Source organism: Glutamicibacter soli (genome assembly GCF_052322135.1).
In the GTDB taxonomy this organism is placed as follows: domain Bacteria; phylum Actinomycetota; class Actinomycetes; order Actinomycetales; family Micrococcaceae; genus Glutamicibacter; species Glutamicibacter soli.
The window spans coordinates 1089348-1108876 of the sequence record NZ_CM125969.1 but is presented as its reverse complement, the minus strand read 5'-3'; the positions used below and the strand labels follow the sequence as shown (position 1 = coordinate 1108876).

Below are 19529 nucleotides of genomic sequence, written 5' to 3'. Positions count from 1 at the left end.
CTACCAGCGGGTTGCTGCTAGGCGCGTGGCTTCTCGCGCATCTCGAAGGTCTCGATGATGTCGCCTTCCTTGATGTCGTTGAACGACCCCAGGCCGATACCGCACTCGAAGCCCTCGCGGACTTCGGTGACGTCGTCCTTCTCGCGGCGCAGCGAGTCGATCGACAGGTTGTCGGCGACCACGTTGCCGTCGCGCACCAGGCGGGCCTTGGTGTTGCGCTTGATGGTGCCCGAGCGGATGATCGAACCGGCGATATTGCCGAACTTCGAGGAGCGGAAGACCATGCGGATCTCGGCGGTGCCCAGCTCCACTTCTTCGTACTCCGGCTTGAGCATGCCCTTGAGCGCCGCTTCGATGTCGTCGATGGCTGCGTAGATGACCGAGTAGAAGCGCATGTCAACGCCTTCCTTGTCGGCCATTTCGGCAACGCGCTCAGCAGGACGCACGTTGAAGCCAATGATGATCGCGTTGTCCACGGTCGCCAGGTTGACGTCGTTCTGGGTGATCGCGCCGACGCCGCGGTGGATGACGCGCAGCTGCACGTCCTCGCCCACGTCGATCTTCATCAGCGAGTCTTCCAGTGCCTCGACGGCACCGGAGGCGTCGCCCTTCAGGATCAGGTTGAGGGTATCGATCTTGCCCTCGGCCACTGCCTTGTCGAAGTCCTCCAGGGTGATGCGCTTGCGGCGCTTGGCCAGCATGGCGTTGCGCTCAGCGGTCTCGCGCTTGTCGGCGATCTGGCGGGCGGTGCGCTCGTCCTCGGTGACCAGGAAGCTGTCGCCTGCACGCGGCACGGAGGACAGGCCGAGAACCTGCACCGGACGCGACGGCAGGGCGATGTCCAGGTTCTCACCGTTCTCGTTGAACATTGCGCGCACGCGGCCGTGGGCGGTGCCCACCACCATGGTGTCGCCGACTGCGAGGGTACCTGACTGCACCAGGACGGTGACCACGGAACCGCGGCCCTTGTCCAGGTTGGCTTCGATGGCCACACCGCGGGCGGACTTGTCGGGGTTCGCCTGCAGCTCCATGACGTCGCTGGTCAGCAGCACGGCGTCGAGCAGTTCCTCGATGCCCAGCTTCTGCAGCGCGGAAACCTTCACGAACATGGTGTCGCCACCGTATTCCTCGGGCACCAGGCCGTACTCGGTGAGCTGGCCCATGACCTTGTCCGGGTTGGCTTCCGGCTTGTCGACCTTGTTCACTGCGACGATGATCGGCACGCCTGCGGCCTGCGCGTGGTTCAGCGCCTCAACGGTCTGCGGCATGACGCCGTCGTCCGCTGCGACCACCAGCACAGCCACGTCGGTGACCTCGGCACCACGGGCACGCATGGCGGTGAACGCCTCGTGGCCCGGGGTATCGATGAAGGTCATCGCGCGTTCGCGGCCCTCGTGCTCGTGGGTGATCTGGTAGGCGCCGATGTGCTGGGTGATGCCGCCGTGCTCGCCCTCGATCACGTTGGACTGGCGGATGGCATCCAGCAGTCGGGTCTTACCGTGGTCGACGTGGCCCATGATGGTGATGACCGGGGCGCGCTCCTCGAGCACGTCCTCGCCCTCAGCCTCGAGCTCGGCATCCAGGTCCAGACCGAAGCCTTCGAGCAGTTCCTTGTCCTCGTCCTCCGGGGAGACGACCGAAACCTTGTAGCCCAGCTCTTCGCCGAGGACCTCGAAGGTTGCCTCGTCCAGCGACTGGGTGGCGGTGGCCATTTCACCGAGGTGGAACAGCACGGTCACAAGTGCGGCCGGGTTTGCGCCGATCTTGTCAGCGAAATCGGTGATCGATGCGCCGCGGCGCAGACGGATCTCGGTGTCGCCGGTGCCGCGTGGAACATTCACGCCGCCCAACGACGGAGCGCTCATCTGCTCCAATTCCTGGCGCTTCGCGCGCTTGGACTTGCGCTGCTTGCCGCGACCGGCGCCTCCCTTGCCGAAGGCACCGCCCACGCCGCCGCGGCCGCGTGGTGCACCTGGGCGGAAGCCGCCACCGGTACCGCCGCCGCCACCTGCGCCGCCTGGACGACCACGGCCGCCGGCGCCTGCGCCTGGGCGACCGCCGCCGGCTGGAGCCGGACGATCGGTGCGGTTAGGCATCATGCGCGGGGTGGCAGTGGTGCCGCCCGGACGCGGTGCGCCTGCTGGGCGTGGTCCGCCGGCACCGGCTGGACGTGGGCCGCCCTGACCGGCTGGACGCGGGCCACCGGCACCGGCTGGACGTGGACCGCCCTGGCCAGCTGGACGCGGGCCGCGCTGGCCGTCGCGTGATGGGCGTGGACCGCCCTGGCCTGCGCCGCCCGGACGCGGGCCGCGCTGGCCGTCGCGTGATGGACGCGGGCCGCCCTGGCCGCCCTCGGAGCGCATGCCCTGCTGGGAGCTGAACGGGTTGTTGCCCGGGCGTGGGCCGCCTGGACGCGGAGCACCCGGACGAGGAGCGCGCGAACCATCGCGGCCGCCGCCACGGCGGTCGGTCGATTCGCCGGTGCGCATGCCCTGCTGGGAGCTGAACGGGTTGTTGCCCGGACGCGGGGTGCCCGGCTTCGGAGCCGGACGGGCGCCTGGCTTCGGAGCACCTGGAACAGGTGCCCCCGGGGTGGCCTGGGCCTTCGGTGCAGCCGGGGCTGCCGGTGCCGCTGGGGCAGCCGGTGCGGTCTTCGGCGCGGCGTCGGCAGGCTTGGCTGCCGGACGCGGGCCCGGAGTAGCAGCAGTCTTGGCGCCAGCTGGCTTCGGAGCAGCCGGGCGGCCGGCGCCCGGGGTTGCCGCCGGACGTGCGGCGGCAGGCTTGGCTGCGCCGCCATTGGCGCCCGGGAATGCGTCGCGCAGCTTGCGGGCGACCGGGGGCTCAACGGTTGAGGACGCGGAGCGAACGAACTCGCCCATGTCCTGCAGTTTGGTCAGTGCTTCTTTCGAAGTGATTCCGAGCTCTTTGGCGAGCTCGTGAACGCGGGGTTTAGCCACATCTCTCCTGTTTTGATGTGATCTGCATAAACCCCGAGTCCCTGGGGACTTAGGTGTTCTGGCAGATCAGCTGTGTAATTCGTGAAATTCTTCCGCCGCACGGTGGATCACGCAGAACTGATTGTTCATCGGTGTGCGCTCAACATTGCGGACTCATCGGGTTGCCATCAGATTTCTGACCCGCTTTCATCATGTTTGCCAGATGGCCGGCCTGCGGCCGGTCGATCTTCGTATGCGGTGAATTGCGCGAGCACCGTATCGGCGTTGACCGCGGACTTGAAAGCCCTGGAGAACGCTCGTCGCTGCACTGCCTGCCGCACACACTTTTCAATCCCGTGGGTCCAGGCGCCCCGCCCAGGGGCGGAAGCGCCGACATCAAGAAGCACCGCGTGAAGCGGTGCCTGCTCGGTGAGAACCCAACGAATCAGATCATTTCTGGAGGTAGAGGTCCGACAGCCAATGCACGTGCGTTGCTGATGCAGCTTCATGCGAGCGCCGTCGCCACCTTCCCGTTGAAATGAACCAACTACCAGTCTAGCGCGTTTGCGCCCCGGTGTGCGCGTGAGTTTGGTATCACACACGTTCAGGGCGCACCGCGGCAGACCGCAAACTTATCCCAGCCAGTTCTAGTACTGGGGCTCCTTGCCGCCCGAAGCTGCCAGGATGTCGATGCGCCAGCCGGTCAGCTTGGCGGCCAGTCGGGCGTTCTGCCCTTCCTTGCCGATGGCCAGCGAAAGCTGGGAATCCGGAACCACCACGCGGGCGCGGCGTTCGGCTTCATCCAGGATCTCCACGGAGACCACCTTCGACGGCGACAGGGCGGCGGCGATGAACTTGGCCGGATCCTCGTTGTAGTCAACGATATCGATCTTCTCGTCGCTCAGCTCGTTCATCACGGCGCGCACGCGGGTGCCCATTTCGCCGATGCAGGCGCCCTTGGCGTTGACGCCCGGCTTGGTGGCGCGGACGGCGATCTTGGTGCGGTGCCCGGCTTCGCGGGCCAGTGCCTCGACCACGACGGTGCCGTCGGCGATCTCGGGAACTTCCATTTCGAACAGCAGGCGAACCAGGTTCGGGTGCGACCGCGACAAGGTCACGGCAGGGCCCTTGTTGCCGCGTTCCGCGGAGACCACGTAGGCGCGCAGGCGGTTGCCGTGCTGGTACTTCTCGCCCGGCACCTGCTCCACGGGAGGCAGCAGCGCTTCGACGGCGCCGATGTTGACCTGCACCATGTGCGAGGAGTAGCCCTGCTGGATGACACCGGAGATCAGGGTGCCCACGCGGGCGGCGTATTCGCCGACAACCTGGGCATCCTCTGCTTCGCGCAAGCGCTGCATGATGACCTGGCGCGCGGTCGACGCCGCGATGCGGCCGAAGCCGTGCGGGGTGTCGTCGAATTCGCCCAGCAGCACGCCGGCTGCGTCGCGGTCCTCAACGAGGATCGAGACGTGGCCGTTGCTGCGCTCGATGTGGGCACGGGCGCCGGGCATGGCGCCTTCGGTCTTGTTGTAGGCAAGCAGCAGCGCGGACTCGATGGTCGGGATCAGGACATCCATCGGGATATCGCGGTCTTTTTCCAGAATGCGTAGTGCGTCGAGATCAATATCCACGCCTAGCCCTCCAAATCTTCAGTGTCAATGGTGTCAAACAGCTCGTCGTCGAAGTTCAGCTCCGGATCGACCACGGCCTTGCGGATGTTTTCAAAGGAGTAGCTGACTGGATCAAGGATCTTGGTCTTCATGCCCTTTTTGGCAGGCTCCCGGTGTTCGGCAATAACGACCTCGTCGTCGGAAACCTCGTTAATGCGTCCGCGAAGCTTGGTGCCGTCGGTCAGCGTGAGCTTGACCATGCGGTTCAGTGCGCGCGCCCAGTGGCGTGGCGCGGTCAGCGGACGGGACAGGCCTGGCGAGCTGACTTCAAGTTCATAGGGGGATGCCGAGGCGTAGACGACGTCCTTATCCAAGGCGTTTGAAATGGTGGTGGTGACTTCACCGAGCGCATCGAGATTCACCGACTCGCGGCCGTCGGCCTTGTCGACGATGACCTGGATGATCATCTGCTTGCCCGACGGGCGAAGAGAGACTTCTTCCAGAATTAATCCGTGGGATTCTACTTCCGGTTTCAACGCAGTACTCAGACGCTGCGCTTCCTGTTCGGTATCGGCCGGCATACCGGTCATGGATATCCTCCCACGCTATTCGATGTTGTCCGTTAAGCGTATCTCCCCGAACCCCGCTTGAGAACTCGTTGACCGGCTCAGGTGAAGGAACTCACGCCAGTCTTTTGCACCACGCCACGGAAGAATGGCCAAAGGCCGGGTCGCCGGCCCACTTCATGGGATGATCATTTCGCTATGACTGATCCATCGCCCCGCCCCGCAAAGCCCGTTCAGCCGCCGGCCAAACGCGCCCCCGGCTGGATCGCCCCGGTGCTGGTCGCTTCCATTGCCGGGGCCGCCACCTGGGGAATCGGCGTCACAGTGTTCCGCGGCGCGCTAGTCGACCGCGGCCTTCCGGATGCAGTCAGCGAGGCTTCGGCCGACCAACAGGCGCAGTGGGGGTACGGAGCCCAACTGGCCGACCTGGGAAGCCAGGCGGCCGCGATGGCTTCCCTGGCCGAGAACGAGAAGATCGCCGCGGCGCTTGCCGATCTGGGCACGTCGCTCTCGCAGGGCGCGGCCCTGCTGGGCGAGCTGCATTTCGACGACCAGCCTCCGGCCGACGCGCCGGAGAGCTACTCCCCCGAAAAACTGGCCGCCTTGGCGTCGTCGGTCGCGACCTTGAGTTCGAGCATTCCCGAGTTCGCTGATCCCGATCTCCAGCGTGGCGAGACTTTGGCGCGAATAGCGTTCCAGATCAACTTCGATGCCCGGGACGCCTTGAAGCTGGTGGACAAGAAACAAGCGGCACAGCTGCCCCCGGCAATCAGCGCAGGCAAGGCGGACTCGCCGGAGGCCGCGCAAACCGTGGCATGCCTTGCTGACCACAGCTTGATCGAAGGCACGTCGTCGCCAGCAGACCAGGAACTCCTTGAATCCGTCGTGCTGGCCCGCGCCCTGGATCGCGGATACGCCTTGGACTACACCTTGCAGCTCAACGCGGCCAGGGGAAGCAACGCGACGGCGCAAGCAGCAGAAAAGCAGCGGACCGCCCTGAACTCACAGCTGCGCACCCTGCGTTCAGCCTTGCCCGAGGACTGCCCGGATCTCCGCCTGCCCGCCTACGAGCTCCCGGAGAACGGGCTGGACCGGCTGGAAAAGGTCGCCGCTGCGGCACAATCCGACTACTCGAATGCGCTGCTCGCGGCGGCGGGGAATATCACCGGGGACCAGCGATCCACCGTTGCCGGTGTCGTCAATAGTGCATTGGGCGCCCAGCAGTCGCAGTCCGAGGCGGAGCGCATCCTGCGCTCGCGCGCCGAGTAGAGCGCTCGCTTCCAGGTCTCCGCCGCGCAACCGAACCGGCACCGTCCAATTCTCGAACCATTACCGAATTCCACACCACCACAGCAGTAAAAATAAATCCAGCATTCCGGCGGCAAGTTTATTCTTGCGGCCTCGTGCCCACCAAGTGAAATCTTCGCTTTCCGCCAAGTGAATTCCCTGGTTCATAAAAACTTCAAATCGGCACGACAGCTACCGTCCTGCCGTCCTCAGCTCTCGATAAAACCTACATCGACCAGTTCCTTTACGTACTTTCCGAAGATCGGCATCCTCGGAGAACCGGATCGCTCCCCGTTCGAACCGAATGATTCGACCTCGCAATTTTGCCCTATGAGAGTTAGGGTCTAATTATTAGAAGTTTTAAATTCGAGATTTTAAATCATCGAATCCGTCATTTTTCCGGAGAGGAATATTCCGCTTCGAGTGCCAGGCTTCAGCCAGTGCAGCCACTCGTTTTGCTCCCATCAGATAGAGGTAGAAAACCATGACAGGACGCATTGTCCGCTCGAAGATCGCAGAGCTCGCTGCGGAGACCATCGGGTCGCGCCACGGTCGAGAGGTATTGAAGGAGCATGGTTGGAGCGAGGGCATGCCCATCGTCATCGCCCAGCATGACGAGAAGCTCACCGATGTCATGGCCTTGACAGTAGTGCACCAACCGCCGGTGTTGATCGCGACGCTGGATCCGCAGTCCAACGACCTTTGCTTCACCTATGTCGTGATTGGATGCACCGATCTTGAAGTTGTCGCCCCACGCGACGCGAAGGACTCCATCTTGGACCTTTACCGCGAAGCGCAATCGACCCCATGCCTGACCTTCCGGGTCGCACCGCTGACACACAGCGCAATCGCCCACGCAATTCCTCCACTGCAGAAGTCTGCAGGAGTGAAGTACCCGGGGCTGCCCAGCGCCGTCGACGTCCGCCGCGCCTGAATTCGACTCCATCTTCGCCAGCCGCACTTCCGGTCCAGCTCCTTGCGGGCGGCCCGAAGCGGCTGGCGTTTCGTTTTCTAATCGCGTTCCCGTTGCCCGGATTCCTGCTCGACCTTGTCGACCGCGGCGATTTCGCTCACGATCCTGATCTGTTCGCCGTCGCGAATGTCCTGCTCCTTCTGTTGAGTCTGTTTTTGCAGTCCGGCGACATCGCGCGGCGGCAGCTGCAGGGAATGCTCGGCGCTGAGACCTGCCTGCAGTTCGCGACCGCGTTCGAGCTCGGCATCCAGCACCGCGCCAAAGAGCAGCGACAAGTTGGCGATCCAGATCCAGAGCAGAAGCACGATGACGCCACCGATCGCGCCGTAGGTCTTGTTGTAGTTCCCGAAGTTGGAGACATAGAAGAAGAAGCCGGACGTGGCCAGTGCCAGGACGATGAGTGCGACAAAGGCCCCGACACTGAGCACCCTGAACTTTGCGTGCTTGACGTTCGGAGTCCCGTAGTAGAGCACCGCGACCAGCATGACCGCGAAGACGGCCATCACCGGCCATTTGGCGATATTCCATACCAGCAGCGCCGATTCCCCGAGCCCGATGAAGTTGCCCAGTTTCTGGGCGATGGGACCGGACAGCACAAACAAGGCGCCCATGACCGCCGCGGCAACCAGCAGGAAAAGCGTCACCAGAAGCATCATCGGCTTGAGCTTGTAGAACGGACGGCCTTCATCCACCGAATAGATCTGGTTCATTGCCCGGCCGAACGCACCGACGTACCCGGAGGCACTCCAGATCGCGCCCAAGAGACCAGCGGCCAAAGCCAGCCCCGCCGCGGGTGTCGAGGTCAGCTGCTCGATGGGTTGGCGCAGCGTTTCTACCACCTGCGGGCTGGCGAATTCCTCCAGCAGCGACAGCATCGATTTAGTGGTGGTCTCCGCCTGCCCGACGACGCCCAGCAAGGAGACAACTGCCAGCAATGCCGGGAAAATCGAGAGCATGGTGTAGTAGGTCAGCGCCGCGGCCAGATCGGTGCATTTGTTCCTGGAGAACTCATGCAGGGAGCGTTTAACGACATATTTCCATGAATCCGCGCGCAGCCTTTGCGGCTTGTCCAGTTGCGTCTTGACCGCTATTTCAAATTCCCCGTCAATGCCGGCAAGCCCGGTCATGCTGGTGCCCGGTTGCGCTTCCGTACCCAGTGGATTCGTCTGGTTGTTATCGGACATCTGCCCACCCCGAAGTCTGCGTGTTCTGTACGTACCCTTTCGGCCATTCAAACAGGGTTACCGCATCGGCTCAACATACTTTCCCCAATACACAGCCTGAAACCAGCTTCCTTGCCCGGAGCGCTCTACGGCACAGACCTCCCCTGCGCCAGCTGGCCGACGGTGTCAAGGGCCTGAGGCAGACATACAGTGCACGGATGATGCACCCGGATAGCGAATGTGTCACGATTCTTCTAACGGCACTCGCTTGAGGAGAACACCATGTCAGAGACTTCCGGGGGCGCAACGTCGGGGAAAAATCGCCCCTTGCTTCCTGTTGCCCGTTCATATCCGGTCCATGTCGACGATTTGTTGCTGGTCGGCTGGGCTATCCGATCCGACGCAATCCTGGTCCAGGCTGGCGGCTTGGGCGAGTCCGTCCATGTTGATATCCACGGCAAGCATGTCGAACCCGCAACGATCCGCTACGTCGGCCGCGAGCTCAAGGGTTGGGAGCCTTGGACCCTGCTGCTCCTGGAAACGGGCACCCTGCATGTCGGGCACGACGCCTTCCCGCCAGGCTTCCAAGGTCTGGACCCCGACGACGACCTCGGGGAATCCCCCTGGTGCCGGCTGTTTCCATGGCTTCCGGGATGCTAAAGCGCCGGCACGTTGTGCGTGTAGTTGTCGGCCTGTTCGCCTTCGTATTTGACCTGTTCCTGTGGCAAGGAGCCGTCACCACGCCGGGCGGTGCGGTGCTGCCGGTGTGGCTGGTCCCCGCAGCGCTGATTAGCGCGTATGCGGTCCTGCTGATCCAGCGCAGGATCTGGATAGGGTTCAGCGTTTTCCTCCTCATCTCGCTGCTGGGTCTCGCGGTGGCCTCCATCGTTGGAATCGTCGGAACCTACATGGCGTTTTTCCTCATGGTCCGGCATTCGAGCACGCGAGTGGCTAATACGGCACTGGCGGGAATGATCCTGCCTGTTTTCGTGGCGACCTACAGCTCCGTGAGCTACGACGGCCGATCCGAGGATCTGCTGGGTCTGATGGCGTGGAATATCGGCTTCTATGCCGCAGTTGCATTCCTCTGCTACTTCGCCGCCCGGACGCAGCGGAGAACCGAGCACCGGTTGCAAACCGAACGGCGGTGGGCTGACGCTGCGCTGGAGGAAGCCCGCGCCGGAGAGCGCCTGCGCATCAGCCGCGACCTGCATGACTCGGTAGCGCACTCCATGACCGCTGTGGTGCTACAGGTCGCCGGTGTGCGCGCAATCTTGAAGAAGGGCGCAGAGTTCGAGAAGGTCGACCCGGTGCTCGCCGACATCCAGGTGACCGCCGAGCAGAGCATGCGCGAGCTGCACCGACTGCTGGGCATGCTGCGCAGCGAGGAAGAATCCCAGGTCGGGCAGTCGCATTCCTTTGACGACATCCCCTCGCTGGTTTCGTCAGCGCAGGATTCCGGCCTCGATGTCGTGGTGACCTGCAACGGCGAAGCGCAAATGCTGGACCCCAGTATCAGCCATGCCGGCTACCGCGTTGTGCAGGAAGGCCTGTCCAATGCGATGAAGCACGGTGGCGAAGGCTGCCGGGTGGAAATCGCGACGCACTGGATGCCGACGGAACTGACGATCTCCGTGACGTCCATTTCCGGGGTCGCGAAAAGGCCTGCGGTATCCGGCGGTTTCGGGCTGCTCGGACTACGCGAGCGGGTCGGAGTCTCCGGTGGTTCGCTGAGCCACGGCCCAACCCCTGGCGGTTACCTGCTCAAGGCCTCGCTTCCGGTCGACAAGCCCGAAGATGCTTCCGCCTCCGACCAGCGAAGTACGGATACAGCAAAGACCCAGGAGGCGTCGTGATTCGAGTGGTGATTGTTGACGACCAGCCCCAGGTTCGAGCCGGGATCAGCATGATTCTCTCCGCGGAGGACGACATTGAAATCGTCGGACAGGCTGGATCCGGTGCCGAAGCCCTGGCGCTCGCCCAAGAGGTCGCTCCCGATGTGCTTTTGATGGATGTGCGCATGCCGGGCATGGACGGGGTCACCGCAACCAGCGAGCTCATCCGGCAGAACGGCAGTGACCCGGACCATCTGGTCCGGGTGCTGATCATGACAACGTTCGATGACGAGGACATCGTCGTCTCCTCGCTCCAGGCCGGCGCCAGCGGCTACCTGCTCAAGCACGCGTCCCCCACCGAAATTGCCGATGCGCTGCGCCGGGTAGCCGGCGGGGATACCTGGCTTGATGCCACCGCGGCCACGCGGCTGGTGGCCAAATTGCGCGAGCGCAGCGATGAGCAGATTGACATCCGCCAGGTGCTCACCCGCAGGGAGCAGGAAGTCCTGCGCCATGTTGCCGCCGGACGGTCAAACCAGCAGATTCTCGAGTCGCTGGTGCTCAGCGAGGCGACGGTGAAAACACATGTTGCCAGGATCCTGTTCAAGACCGGTGCCCGGGACCGCGCCGCGGTGGTCGCGTTGGCCTATCGCTCGGGTTTCGTCCGCCCGGACGACCCGCTGCCGGCCTGAACATACCGTCCTGGTATGACGCTTTACCTCGAATTCTAAGCGATGATTTAAGGGAAATGGATCTCTTCGGGCACCTTGGAGAGGCATTTTGAAATACGCGCAGGTTCTCGACCACGCGTAATAGAGATAAAGATTCCTAATCGGTTGAGCGGTCTTCACCGCAATCTGTTCGGCATGACGAACTTTGCGTCACTCAACGGAATCGATTGTGGTGTTCCTTGGGGGAGGATAACCACAAGCCCATTGTGTACCCGGGTCTTCGCCGGGCACGCAATGGGCATTATCCTTTTCCACGGCCCTGCCGCGGCCGCTCCGGGTCAGTTTCCCAAGACCAGATCGGAACCGAGCTTCAGGATCAGCGCGGCAACTACCACCACAAAAACAATGCGGATGAACTTGCTGCCCTTGGATATGGCCATGCGGGCGCCGAGATAGCCGCCGAGCATGTTCATCACGCCCATGGCCAGCCCCACGCCCAGCAGCACGTGGCCGGTGGGCAGGAACAAGGCCAGGGCGCCGAAGTTGGTAAGCAGGTTGACGATCTTCGCCTTCGCCGACGACTGCAGGAAATTGTACCCGAGGACCGTCACCATGGCGATGATCAAAAAGGACCCGGTGCCCGGGCCGATCATCCCGTCGTAGCCGCCGATCACCAGGCCTATGAGCACCGCGCGCAGGTAGTGCTGCTTGCCGCTGTAGCGCAGGCGGGAAAGTTCGCCGGCCCTGGGCTTGAGCATCGTGAACAGCAATACCGCCACCAGCGCGGCGATGATGATCGGCTTGATGGCGGCGGCCGGAAGCATCGTGGCCAGCGCCGCGCCGCCGAAGGCGCCGACCATCGCGGTCAGCGCCATGGGTATGGCGGTTTTCAGGTCTGGACTGGTCCGCCGGTAATAGGTCACGGCGCTGGTTGCGGTTCCGAAGATGGATGCCATCTTGTTCGTTGCCAGCGCCTGGACCGGGCTGATGCCGGGAAAGAGCAGCAGCGCGGGCAATTGGATCAATCCCCCGCCGCCAACCACCGCATCAATCCACCCGGCCCCGAACCCTGCCAACAGCAGCAGGAGCAGGGGCCACAGGGAGACTGGTTCGCCGTTGACGGACAGGAAATCGAGAACCTCTTGCACCGCGCTACTCTCCTATTCAATTGTCAGGGCTTCGCCGGCTGGCGTCCTAGGCGGACAGCTCGACCACCACGTCGCTCAGTTGCACATCGCGGCGTTCGCCGGTGGCGCGGTCCTTGACCTCGACCAGGCCGTCGGCCAGGCCGCGGCCGACGACCACGATGGTCGGCACACCGATCAGCTCGGCGTCGGAGAACTTTACGCCGGCCGAGACCTTCGGACGGTCATCGAAGATGACCTCCTTGCCGGCGGCTTCGAATTCCTTGGCCAGCTTGTCGCCGGCTTCCAGCAGCTCGGCGCTCTTGCCGGTGACCACGATGTGGATGTCGGCGGGGGCAATCTGCTTTGGCCAGGCCAGGCCGTTCTCGTCATGGTAGGCCTCGGCCAGCGCCGCCACCGCGCGGGTGACGCCGATGCCGTAGGAGCCCATGGTGACAACCTGCAGCTTGCCGTTCTGGTCCAGGACCTTCAGGTCCAGAGACTGCGCGTACTTGCGGCCGAGCTGGAAGATGTGGCCCATCTCGATGCCGCGCTCGGTGCGCAACGGACCGGAGCCGTCCGGTGCCGGATCGCCTTCCAGCACGTTGACAGCTTCAATGGTGCCGTCGAAGGTGAAGTCGCGGCCGGCCACCAGGCCGAAGACGTGCTTGCCCTTCTCGTTGGCGCCGGTGATCCAGGTGGTTCCGGAGACCACGCGCGGGTCGACCAGGTAGGTGACGCCGTGCTCGGTTTCGCTGCCCAGCAGCTGCTGGTCCAGTCCCAGGGCGGGGCCCAGGTAGCCGGTGACAATCTCCGGGTGGCTCTTCAGGTCCTCGGCGGTGGCCTGCTCGACCTCGACCTCGCCGTTGATGCCCAGGGCCGCGCCGATGGTTGCTTCCAAGCGCTTCTCGTCGACCTGGCGGTCGCCGGGAACACCCAGCACGACCAGGTGGCGGTTGCCCTCGGGGTCGGTGATCGCCAGCACGACATTCTTCAGGGTGTCCTTGGCTTCCCAGGCGCGGTCGGTGCGCGGGCGCAACTCGTTGGCGGCGGCGACCAGGGTGTCGATGGTCGGGGTATCCGGGGTGTCGAGCACCTCGAAGGCCGGGGCATCGGTGAAGTCGATGGCCTCCGGGACCACTGTGGTCACTGCCTCCACGTTGGCCGCGTAGCCGCCCGGCGAGCGCACGAAGGTGTCCTCGCCGATGGCGGTCGGGTGCAGGAATTCCTCGGACTTCGAGCCGCCCATGGCGCCTGCCTGGGCAAACACCGGGACAACTTCCAGGCCCAGGCGCTCGAAGATCTTCAGGTAGGCGCCGCGGTGGGCCATGTAGGCCTCGTCCAGGCCTTCGTCGTCGATGTTGAAGGAGTAGGAGTCCTTCATGATGAATTCGCGGCCGCGCAGCAGGCCTGCGCGGGGGCGCGCCTCGTCGCGGTACTTGTTCTGGATCTGGTACAGGTAGACCGGCAGGTCCTTGTACGAGTTGTACAGGTCCTTGACCAGCAGGGTGAACATTTCCTCGTGGGTCGGAGCCAGCAGGTAATCGGCGTCCTTGCGGTCCTTGAGGCGGAACAGGCCCTCGCCGTATTCGGTCCAGCGGCCGGTCTGCTCGTACGGCTCGCGCGGCAGCAGCGCCGGGAAGTGGACTTCCTGGGCGCCGATGGCGTTCATCTCTTCACGGACGATGGCTTCCACACGTGCCAGGACCCGCAGACCCAGCGGGAGCCAGGTGTAGATGCCAGGTGCGGCGCGGCGGATGTAGCCGGCGCGAACCAAGAGTTTGTGGCTGGCAACCTCGGCGTCAACCGGATCTTCGCGCAGGGTGCGCAGGAACGTTGTGGAAAGCTTCAAAACCACGCGTGGTGTCCTTTTCCGTATGACGGCAGACCCATGGATGAGCAGCTGCCGCCGTGCTAGGCAAAATCTGTTGTGAGCTGCCGTCGTGGCAACCACCTCCAATCCTACCGGGTTCGGCTCTTCGCCCGGGCACTGCGGTTCCGGCGCCGACACACGATGCACCGGGCACAGGCTCCTAGCCCACGTGCACCCAGGGCCGGCGCTGCAGGTCCGGTTCCGCTTCGCGCAGGACCTCGCGGGTCAGCGGCGCGATTTCGCCCTGCCCCAGGAGCAGGAAGCGGGCCAGGTTGCTCAGCGGGTTGCCCTCGGTCCAGCGAAAGTAGATGTGCGGCATGACCTCGTAGTTGTCCCTGATCGCCAGGCAGATCGCGGCGATCGCGGTGGGCACCGACGGCGCGGTCGCCTCCAGGATCCAGAAGCCATGCCGCGTGATGCCGCGGACCTCGATATCCTCGGCGAAGTCTGAGTAGTCCGAGACCTTGACCTCCAGGAAGACCACCGGGGCCTTGTCCGAGATGTGGCTTGCCAGCACCGCATGGTGCAGTTTGCGGCGGTAGCGTGCCTTGGTGGTGTTGGCCGGCTCGTGGGCAATCAGCTGCACGATCCCCCGCCGCGCTGATTCGGAAATCAGGTGTTCCGCGACCGCGTCGAAGCGCACCGAGGTGGCGCGCAGCTCGGTCGACCGGCGGAAGCGCGAGGACAGCGACACCAGCAGCACGGCGCCGATGAAGAACGCCGCGATCTTCAGGCCCTCGGGCCTCTCAAAGCAGTTGACCACCGTGGTGTAGAGGAAGACCAGCGAGACGAATACGTAGAGGATTGTTTTTCCGCGCTCGCGCCGCCGCCGGGCGGAGATCGTCACCGCGATGGCGGCCGAGCTCATCAGCACCAGCACGCCGGTGGCGTAGGCCGCGCCCTGGGCATTGACGTCTGCCTCGAAATGCCAGGTGATGGCCAGCGCCACCAGGATGACCACAACCACCAGCGGGCGCACGGCACGGGCCCATTCGGGCGCCATGCCGAACCGCGGCAGATAGCGCGGGATCAGGTTCAGCAGCCCGGCGATGGCCGAGGCGCCGGCAAACCAGAGGATCAGGATGGTGGAGACGTCGTAGACGGTGCCGAAGCCGTCCCCCATCAGCCGGTGCGCCAGCCAGGACAGGGCGCGGCCGTTGGCGGTTCCGCCTTCCTGGAATTCCGGGGCGGGGATCAGCACCGTGGTGGCCACCGAGGACAGCACCAGAAAGCTGCTCATGATCAAGGCGGCGGTGGTCAGCAGCTTGCGGGCGCCGCGGATGCGGCTGGAGGGATCTGCGGCCGATTCACCAGGTTTCAGGTTGATCTGTGGCATGACGGCCACACCCGTTTCGAATCCGGACAGGCCCAGGGCAAGTTTCGGGAACACGATGAGGCAAACCAGCAGCATCATCACTGGATTGCCGTGCGCGGCCAGCAAGGAGTCCATCCAATTGCCCAGGACGACCGGGTGCGCGGCGATATTGGTGAATGAGACGGCGATGACCACCAAGTTCAAGGTCAAGAAGGTGCCGACAAGCGTCACCGCGATCCAGGTGACCTCGTTGAATCCGCGCATGAACAAGGCACCGAGCAGGAGCAGCAGGATCACCGTCAAGGGGATCTGCTTGCCAGTGAACCATGCGGGGGTGAAGGGGTTCTCGATGAGGTGGGCGGAGGCGTCCGCCGCGGAAAGAGTCGCGGTGATCATGAAGTCGGTGGCCGCGAATCCCAGCAGGATCAACACCAATAGCTTGCCTTTCCAGTGCGGCAGCAGGCGTTCGAGCATGGCGATGGATCCTTGCCCGTGCGGCGATTCCGCGGCGACGCGGCGGTATACCGGCAAGGCCGCTCCCAGCGTGACGGCAATCAGGATCAGTGTGGCGAATGGGGCCAAAGCCCCGGCGGCCAGGGCGGCGATGGCGGGCTGGTATCCCAGGGTGGAGAAGTAGTCCAGGCCCGAGAGGCACATGACCTGCCACCATTTTCCGGCGTGCTTCTTGTCATCGCCGGGGTCTTCGTGGCCCACGGATTGGTCATTCAACCACCGGTAGAGGCGGCGGCGGGCCGAGTCCGAATTCGAAGACTGAGAGACGTTCAGCGTCCCAATATTCGTATTCACGAATGAGAACTGTACGCCTGTATCGTCCCCGCGTCACTGGTTTTCACAAAAGAAATCAGGGGATTTTCCCGGGCCTCGAAATCCACAAAAACGGGGCCGGAACAGGTTATCCCCGAAATTCCGGCCCCCGCTTCCGGGTGCTTTCGCGTGGCTACTTGGCCACTGCCTTGACCTCAGCGACGGCCTTGTTCAGCTCGTCGGTGAGCTTCTTGAGCATGTCGGCCTCGGACTTTGAACCGGTTCCGGTCATGGCCACCGAGACCGCGTTGTTTCCGACCAGTCCCTGCATCTGGTAGCTGCCGCCGGGCACCTCGGTGCCGTTCATCTTCATGGCGCTGCTGGTGGCGTAGGTCAGGTCGGCATCCGAGGAAGCGTCCAGGATCTTCGCGCTGGCTTCGACTTCCTGGCCGGATACCGCCATGCTGAATGAATCGCAGCCCTGCAGGTCCTTGTTCTTGGCCTGTTCAGTGATCTTGTCCAGCTTCGCGGTGTCCTCATACCCTGCCACGCTGTAGCTGGTCGAGGCCATAGTGGCTTCATCCATCAGCACGGCAACAGCCATGTTGATGCCTTCGATGTCCCATGAACCCTGCTGGCTGACGAACTCCGCGCACTTCTCCGGCTTGATTTCCATCTGCTCGATCAGCTTCTTGGCCTGCGGCAGCGAAGCGGCGATGGTGTCGCCGTCCATGATCTGGGCGCCGCTGGAATCTCCGGCGAGTTTGGTGACGATGGCAGTGGCTTGCTCGGTGCTCAGCGCTGCGGTCGCAGGGGCCGACTGCGCCTGGGCGGCTCCGGCGTCCGCGGATCCCTCAGTGGTGTCGCTGCCCGAGCCGCCGCAGCCGGAAAGCGCCAGTGCGCCAGCGAGCGGAAGCAGCAGGAATGAACGCTTCTTCATGATGTTTTGTCCTCCCAGTTGGTGGTGATGGACACAACTCTATTTCACAACCAACTAGAAATAAAACATTTTTACCGCTTAGTTGAGCGTTTCTATTTCAGCGAAGGCCTTGTTAATCAATTCGACAGCTTCTGCAGACATCGTTGCCGACTCGGCGAGCCCGGTCTGGAAAGTGACGATGACGAAGTTGTTGCCCTTCAATGCCTGCACAACTACTGAACTCATTTTTTGCCCACCTCCGACGTCCATCTGGGTGGACATCGTCAGCGACTGGTCGGCGTCGACCTTCAAGGGCAGGATCTGCCGATCGGCGCTCAGCTTTTCGCCGCTTTGTTCCACTGTCACTTTTTCGCAGCCGGAAATGTCATCCAGCATAAGCGCATCGGAAATTTTCTTGCGTGTCGCTTCATCCGTAATGGAGAAGACCTGGACCACCTTGCCCAGGCTTTCAGCCGTGACGCTTCCGGTGGCGGAAACCGACGCGGTCAGGTCGGTGACGGTGTATTTTTCCATCTGCTTGGCGCATTTTTCCGGGGTGATTCCGGAGGTCGAGCCCATGCCCTTGGCCATTTGAAGCTGCTGTTGCATGGTCTCGTTTCCGACGACCGTCAGCGAGGGATCCTCCCCCAACAGGGTCCTGACCACCGTTTCAACCTGCCCTGCATCCAGGTTCCCGTCCTGCGACTGGGTCTGGGCCTGCTCTGGTTCCGGCTGCGTCTGGCCTGCGGATGAACAACCGGTCAAGGCAAGCGCTGCGGCCAGGGGAAGGAACCAGAGGAACCGATGTGACATGAAGTATTTTCCTTATGTTTTGGTGTCGGGGACGGATTTCAGCTCTGCGTCAGTTCAGCTGCTCGATGAGCTTGTCTACGGTTTCGGCAGCGGCTGCCAGATGTTCCGGCATCGTGGCCCCGTTGGTATCCTGCTGGACGCCCAGCAGGATATTCGCGGTGGCGGCGCGGACTACCAGCTGCTGGGAGGTCTTCTTGCCGTCGCTGCCGGTGACAACGTACCCCTCGGTGAGTTTCGCTGTGCTCTGGACCGATTGCTTGGCCAGATGGAAGGCGCGGGATTCGCCATCGACCTTGACCGAGTAACGAGAGCAGTCCGCGCTGGCGGCCGCCTGCGCGTCCCACTGGGATTTGAGGGTTTCGGAATCAGGGTACACGGCGACGGTGATCAGCCGGTCCCCCGCTTCGACGGCGCCCATCACTGAATTCTGCAGCTGCTCGGCGATGGGGGCGGCGAAGGTGATTCCGCATTTGCTGGGGTTCACCTCCACGTCTTCAAGCCATTGCTGCGCCTTGGGAATCATCGAGCGCAGCTGGGCGTCGGTGATCACCGTGGCCCCCGGCTGGTCGCCGGCGAACTGGTTGAGCGCCTCTTCCAGCTGCTGGGCGTTGCGTTCAATGGCAGGGCCCAGTGAATCATTGGTGTCCGACGGCGCCGGGGCGCTGCAGGAGGCCATCACGAGCGCGACGACGGCCAGGGATGCCGCCCGCAGAATTTGTGGTCGATGCGCCAGCACTTCACTTCCCGTCGTTTACAGAGACTGCAATCGAGTCTATGGGATGGACCGGGGCAAGTGCGGGATGCCGGATGCCGGCCCCGTTCCCGGTTCGGCCTAGAACAAGACCGTTGCGAAGGTTCCAACCTGGGTGAAACCGACCTTCAGGTAGGTGCGTACCGCCGCCTCGTTGAAGTCGTTGACGTACAGGCTGACGATCGGCGCTTGCTGAAGGGCGTAGTCAACGGTCGATGCCATATACCCCGCGGCCAGCGAGTGGCCCCGGTACATCGGGTTGATCCAGACGCCTTGGATCTGCGCGACCTGTTCGGTGACGGTTCCCAGGTCGGCCTTGAAAACGATGTGCCCCATCTCGTCCGTGTCAATCAGGGTGTGGCCCTGGCGGATGAGTTGGCGAACGCGGCCCCGGTAGAAGCTGCCGCCGTTTTCCAGCGGCGAATACCCGAGTTCCTCTTCGAACATGGCTGCGCTGGCAGGCAGGACCTTGTCGAACTCCGCGGGCTGGGCCACGCGCAGACGACGGCGCTGGATGCCTTCGGGGTTGGTGCGGATCTCCATCAGCGGTTGGTTGCGGCGCACGTCGAATATCGGCTGCGGCCCGTCCTGAAGCACCTCGTGCATGGCAAGCACGGTGGATGCCGGACCGAAGATGGAGGCGAAGCGCTGGCGCGTGGCCAGCGCCATCAGCGCGTATTCGTGGGCGTGATCGTCCGGCATGGCGGTGGGCGCCATGTTGGCGCCCACCCAGCATGCGGACAGCAGGCCTTCTTCACCGTCGACCCCCAGCACGTGGGCGAACCCGTCCGGCACTGCCGAGCGGTGCAATTCCACTTGGGACCTGGTGAAGATGTTGGCCACGGGGTCACGGTCGAGCAGCTCGATGAGGGCCGCAGTGTCCCTGCGGCCCAAGATGCGCGGTTGTCCCTCGTCGACTCGTCGGCCA

17 protein-coding genes are annotated in these 19529 nt (G+C 63.6%); 5 read left to right on the top strand and 12 right to left on the bottom strand.

Features of this window, described 5'->3' with window-relative positions; genetic code table 11:
• Positions 1-17: 17 nt before the first annotated feature.
• From infB to rimP, 4 genes are all read right to left on the bottom strand, one after another.
• Positions 18-2957 carry a translation initiation factor IF-2 gene (gene infB, locus ACTX90_RS05290; protein WP_113606668.1) on the bottom strand — a complete coding sequence of 980 codons (2940 nt, stop codon included), beginning with the start codon at positions 2955-2957 and terminating at the stop codon, positions 18-20.
• A 167-nt stretch (positions 2958-3124) separates the two neighbouring features.
• A complete protein-coding gene (locus ACTX90_RS05285; protein WP_082124096.1) occupies positions 3125-3445 on the bottom strand; it encodes a YlxR family protein in 321 nt (106 codons plus the stop codon).
• Between the two features lie 138 nt (positions 3446-3583).
• Positions 3584-4567 carry a transcription termination factor NusA gene (nusA, locus tag ACTX90_RS05280; protein ID WP_047121075.1) on the bottom strand — a complete coding sequence of 328 codons (984 nt, stop codon included), beginning with the start codon at positions 4565-4567 and terminating at the stop codon, positions 3584-3586.
• A 2-nt stretch (positions 4568-4569) separates the two neighbouring features.
• On the bottom strand, positions 4570-5136 hold the full coding sequence (rimP, locus tag ACTX90_RS05275; RefSeq protein ID WP_047121074.1) for a ribosome maturation factor RimP: 567 nt from the start codon (positions 5134-5136) through the stop codon (positions 4570-4572).
• Between the two features lie 174 nt (positions 5137-5310).
• Between rimP and ACTX90_RS05270 the strand changes: the two genes are divergently transcribed.
• Together ACTX90_RS05270 and ACTX90_RS05265 are read left to right on the top strand one after the other, a co-directional pair.
• Positions 5311-6381, top strand: a complete 1071-nt coding sequence (locus tag ACTX90_RS05270) for a hypothetical protein (protein ID WP_443443388.1) — start codon at positions 5311-5313, stop codon at positions 6379-6381.
• Positions 6382-6883: 502 nt separating this feature from the next.
• Positions 6884-7333, top strand: coding sequence for a hypothetical protein (locus ACTX90_RS05265; protein WP_082124095.1), 450 nt, complete (start codon positions 6884-6886; stop codon positions 7331-7333).
• Between the two features lie 77 nt (positions 7334-7410).
• Here the strand turns inward: ACTX90_RS05265 and ACTX90_RS05260 are convergent, their stop codons facing one another.
• Entirely contained in the window at positions 7411-8556 is a 1146-nt protein-coding gene (locus ACTX90_RS05260) for a YihY/virulence factor BrkB family protein (protein WP_443443387.1), read from the bottom strand.
• Positions 8557-8862: 306 nt separating this feature from the next.
• Between ACTX90_RS05260 and ACTX90_RS05255 the strand changes: the two genes are divergently transcribed.
• From ACTX90_RS05255 to ACTX90_RS05245, 3 genes are read left to right on the top strand one after another with little or no spacing between them, the layout of a single operon-like run.
• Entirely contained in the window at positions 8863-9195 is a 333-nt protein-coding gene (locus tag ACTX90_RS05255) for a hypothetical protein (RefSeq protein WP_146955865.1), read from the top strand.
• Positions 9177-10391, top strand: a complete 1215-nt coding sequence (locus ACTX90_RS05250; protein ID WP_443443385.1) for a sensor histidine kinase — start codon at positions 9177-9179, stop codon at positions 10389-10391. The genes ACTX90_RS05255 and ACTX90_RS05250 overlap by 19 nt, the downstream gene beginning before the upstream one ends.
• Positions 10388-11062, top strand: a complete 675-nt coding sequence (locus ACTX90_RS05245) for a response regulator (RefSeq protein WP_424572487.1) — start codon at positions 10388-10390, stop codon at positions 11060-11062. Before ACTX90_RS05250 ends, ACTX90_RS05245 begins: the two co-directional genes overlap by 4 nt.
• Positions 11063-11379: 317 nt before the next feature.
• On the opposite strand, the gene ACTX90_RS05240 is transcribed toward ACTX90_RS05245, so the two are convergent.
• The 7 genes from ACTX90_RS05240 to ACTX90_RS05210 all read right to left on the bottom strand — a co-directional run bounded on the left by ACTX90_RS05240 (position 11380) and on the right by ACTX90_RS05210 (position 19495).
• Positions 11380-12168, bottom strand: a complete 789-nt coding sequence (locus ACTX90_RS05240; protein WP_047121204.1) for a TSUP family transporter — start codon at positions 12166-12168, stop codon at positions 11380-11382.
• Positions 12169-12235: 67 nt separating this feature from the next.
• Positions 12236-14023, bottom strand: a complete 1788-nt coding sequence (locus ACTX90_RS05235) for a proline--tRNA ligase (RefSeq protein WP_443443383.1) — start codon at positions 14021-14023, stop codon at positions 12236-12238.
• Between the two features lie 175 nt (positions 14024-14198).
• On the bottom strand, positions 14199-16010 hold the full coding sequence (locus ACTX90_RS05230) for an APC family permease (RefSeq protein ID WP_113606903.1): 1812 nt from the start codon (positions 16008-16010) through the stop codon (positions 14199-14201).
• 301 nt (positions 16011-16311) lie between these two features.
• A complete protein-coding gene (locus ACTX90_RS05225; RefSeq protein WP_443443381.1) occupies positions 16312-17058 on the bottom strand; it encodes a hypothetical protein in 747 nt (248 codons plus the stop codon).
• Positions 17059-17136: 78 nt separating this feature from the next.
• Positions 17137-17850 (bottom strand): hypothetical protein, encoded by a 714-nt coding sequence (locus ACTX90_RS05220; protein ID WP_053797632.1) that lies wholly within the window; start codon positions 17848-17850, stop codon positions 17137-17139.
• A 49-nt stretch (positions 17851-17899) separates the two neighbouring features.
• Positions 17900-18586: a hypothetical protein gene (locus tag ACTX90_RS05215; RefSeq protein WP_113606674.1), complete on the bottom strand. Its 687-nt coding sequence runs from the start codon at positions 18584-18586 to the stop codon at positions 17900-17902.
• A 96-nt stretch (positions 18587-18682) separates the two neighbouring features.
• A complete protein-coding gene (locus ACTX90_RS05210; protein ID WP_052772606.1) occupies positions 18683-19495 on the bottom strand; it encodes a GNAT family N-acetyltransferase in 813 nt (270 codons plus the stop codon).
• Between the last annotated feature and the right edge of the window lie 34 nt (positions 19496-19529).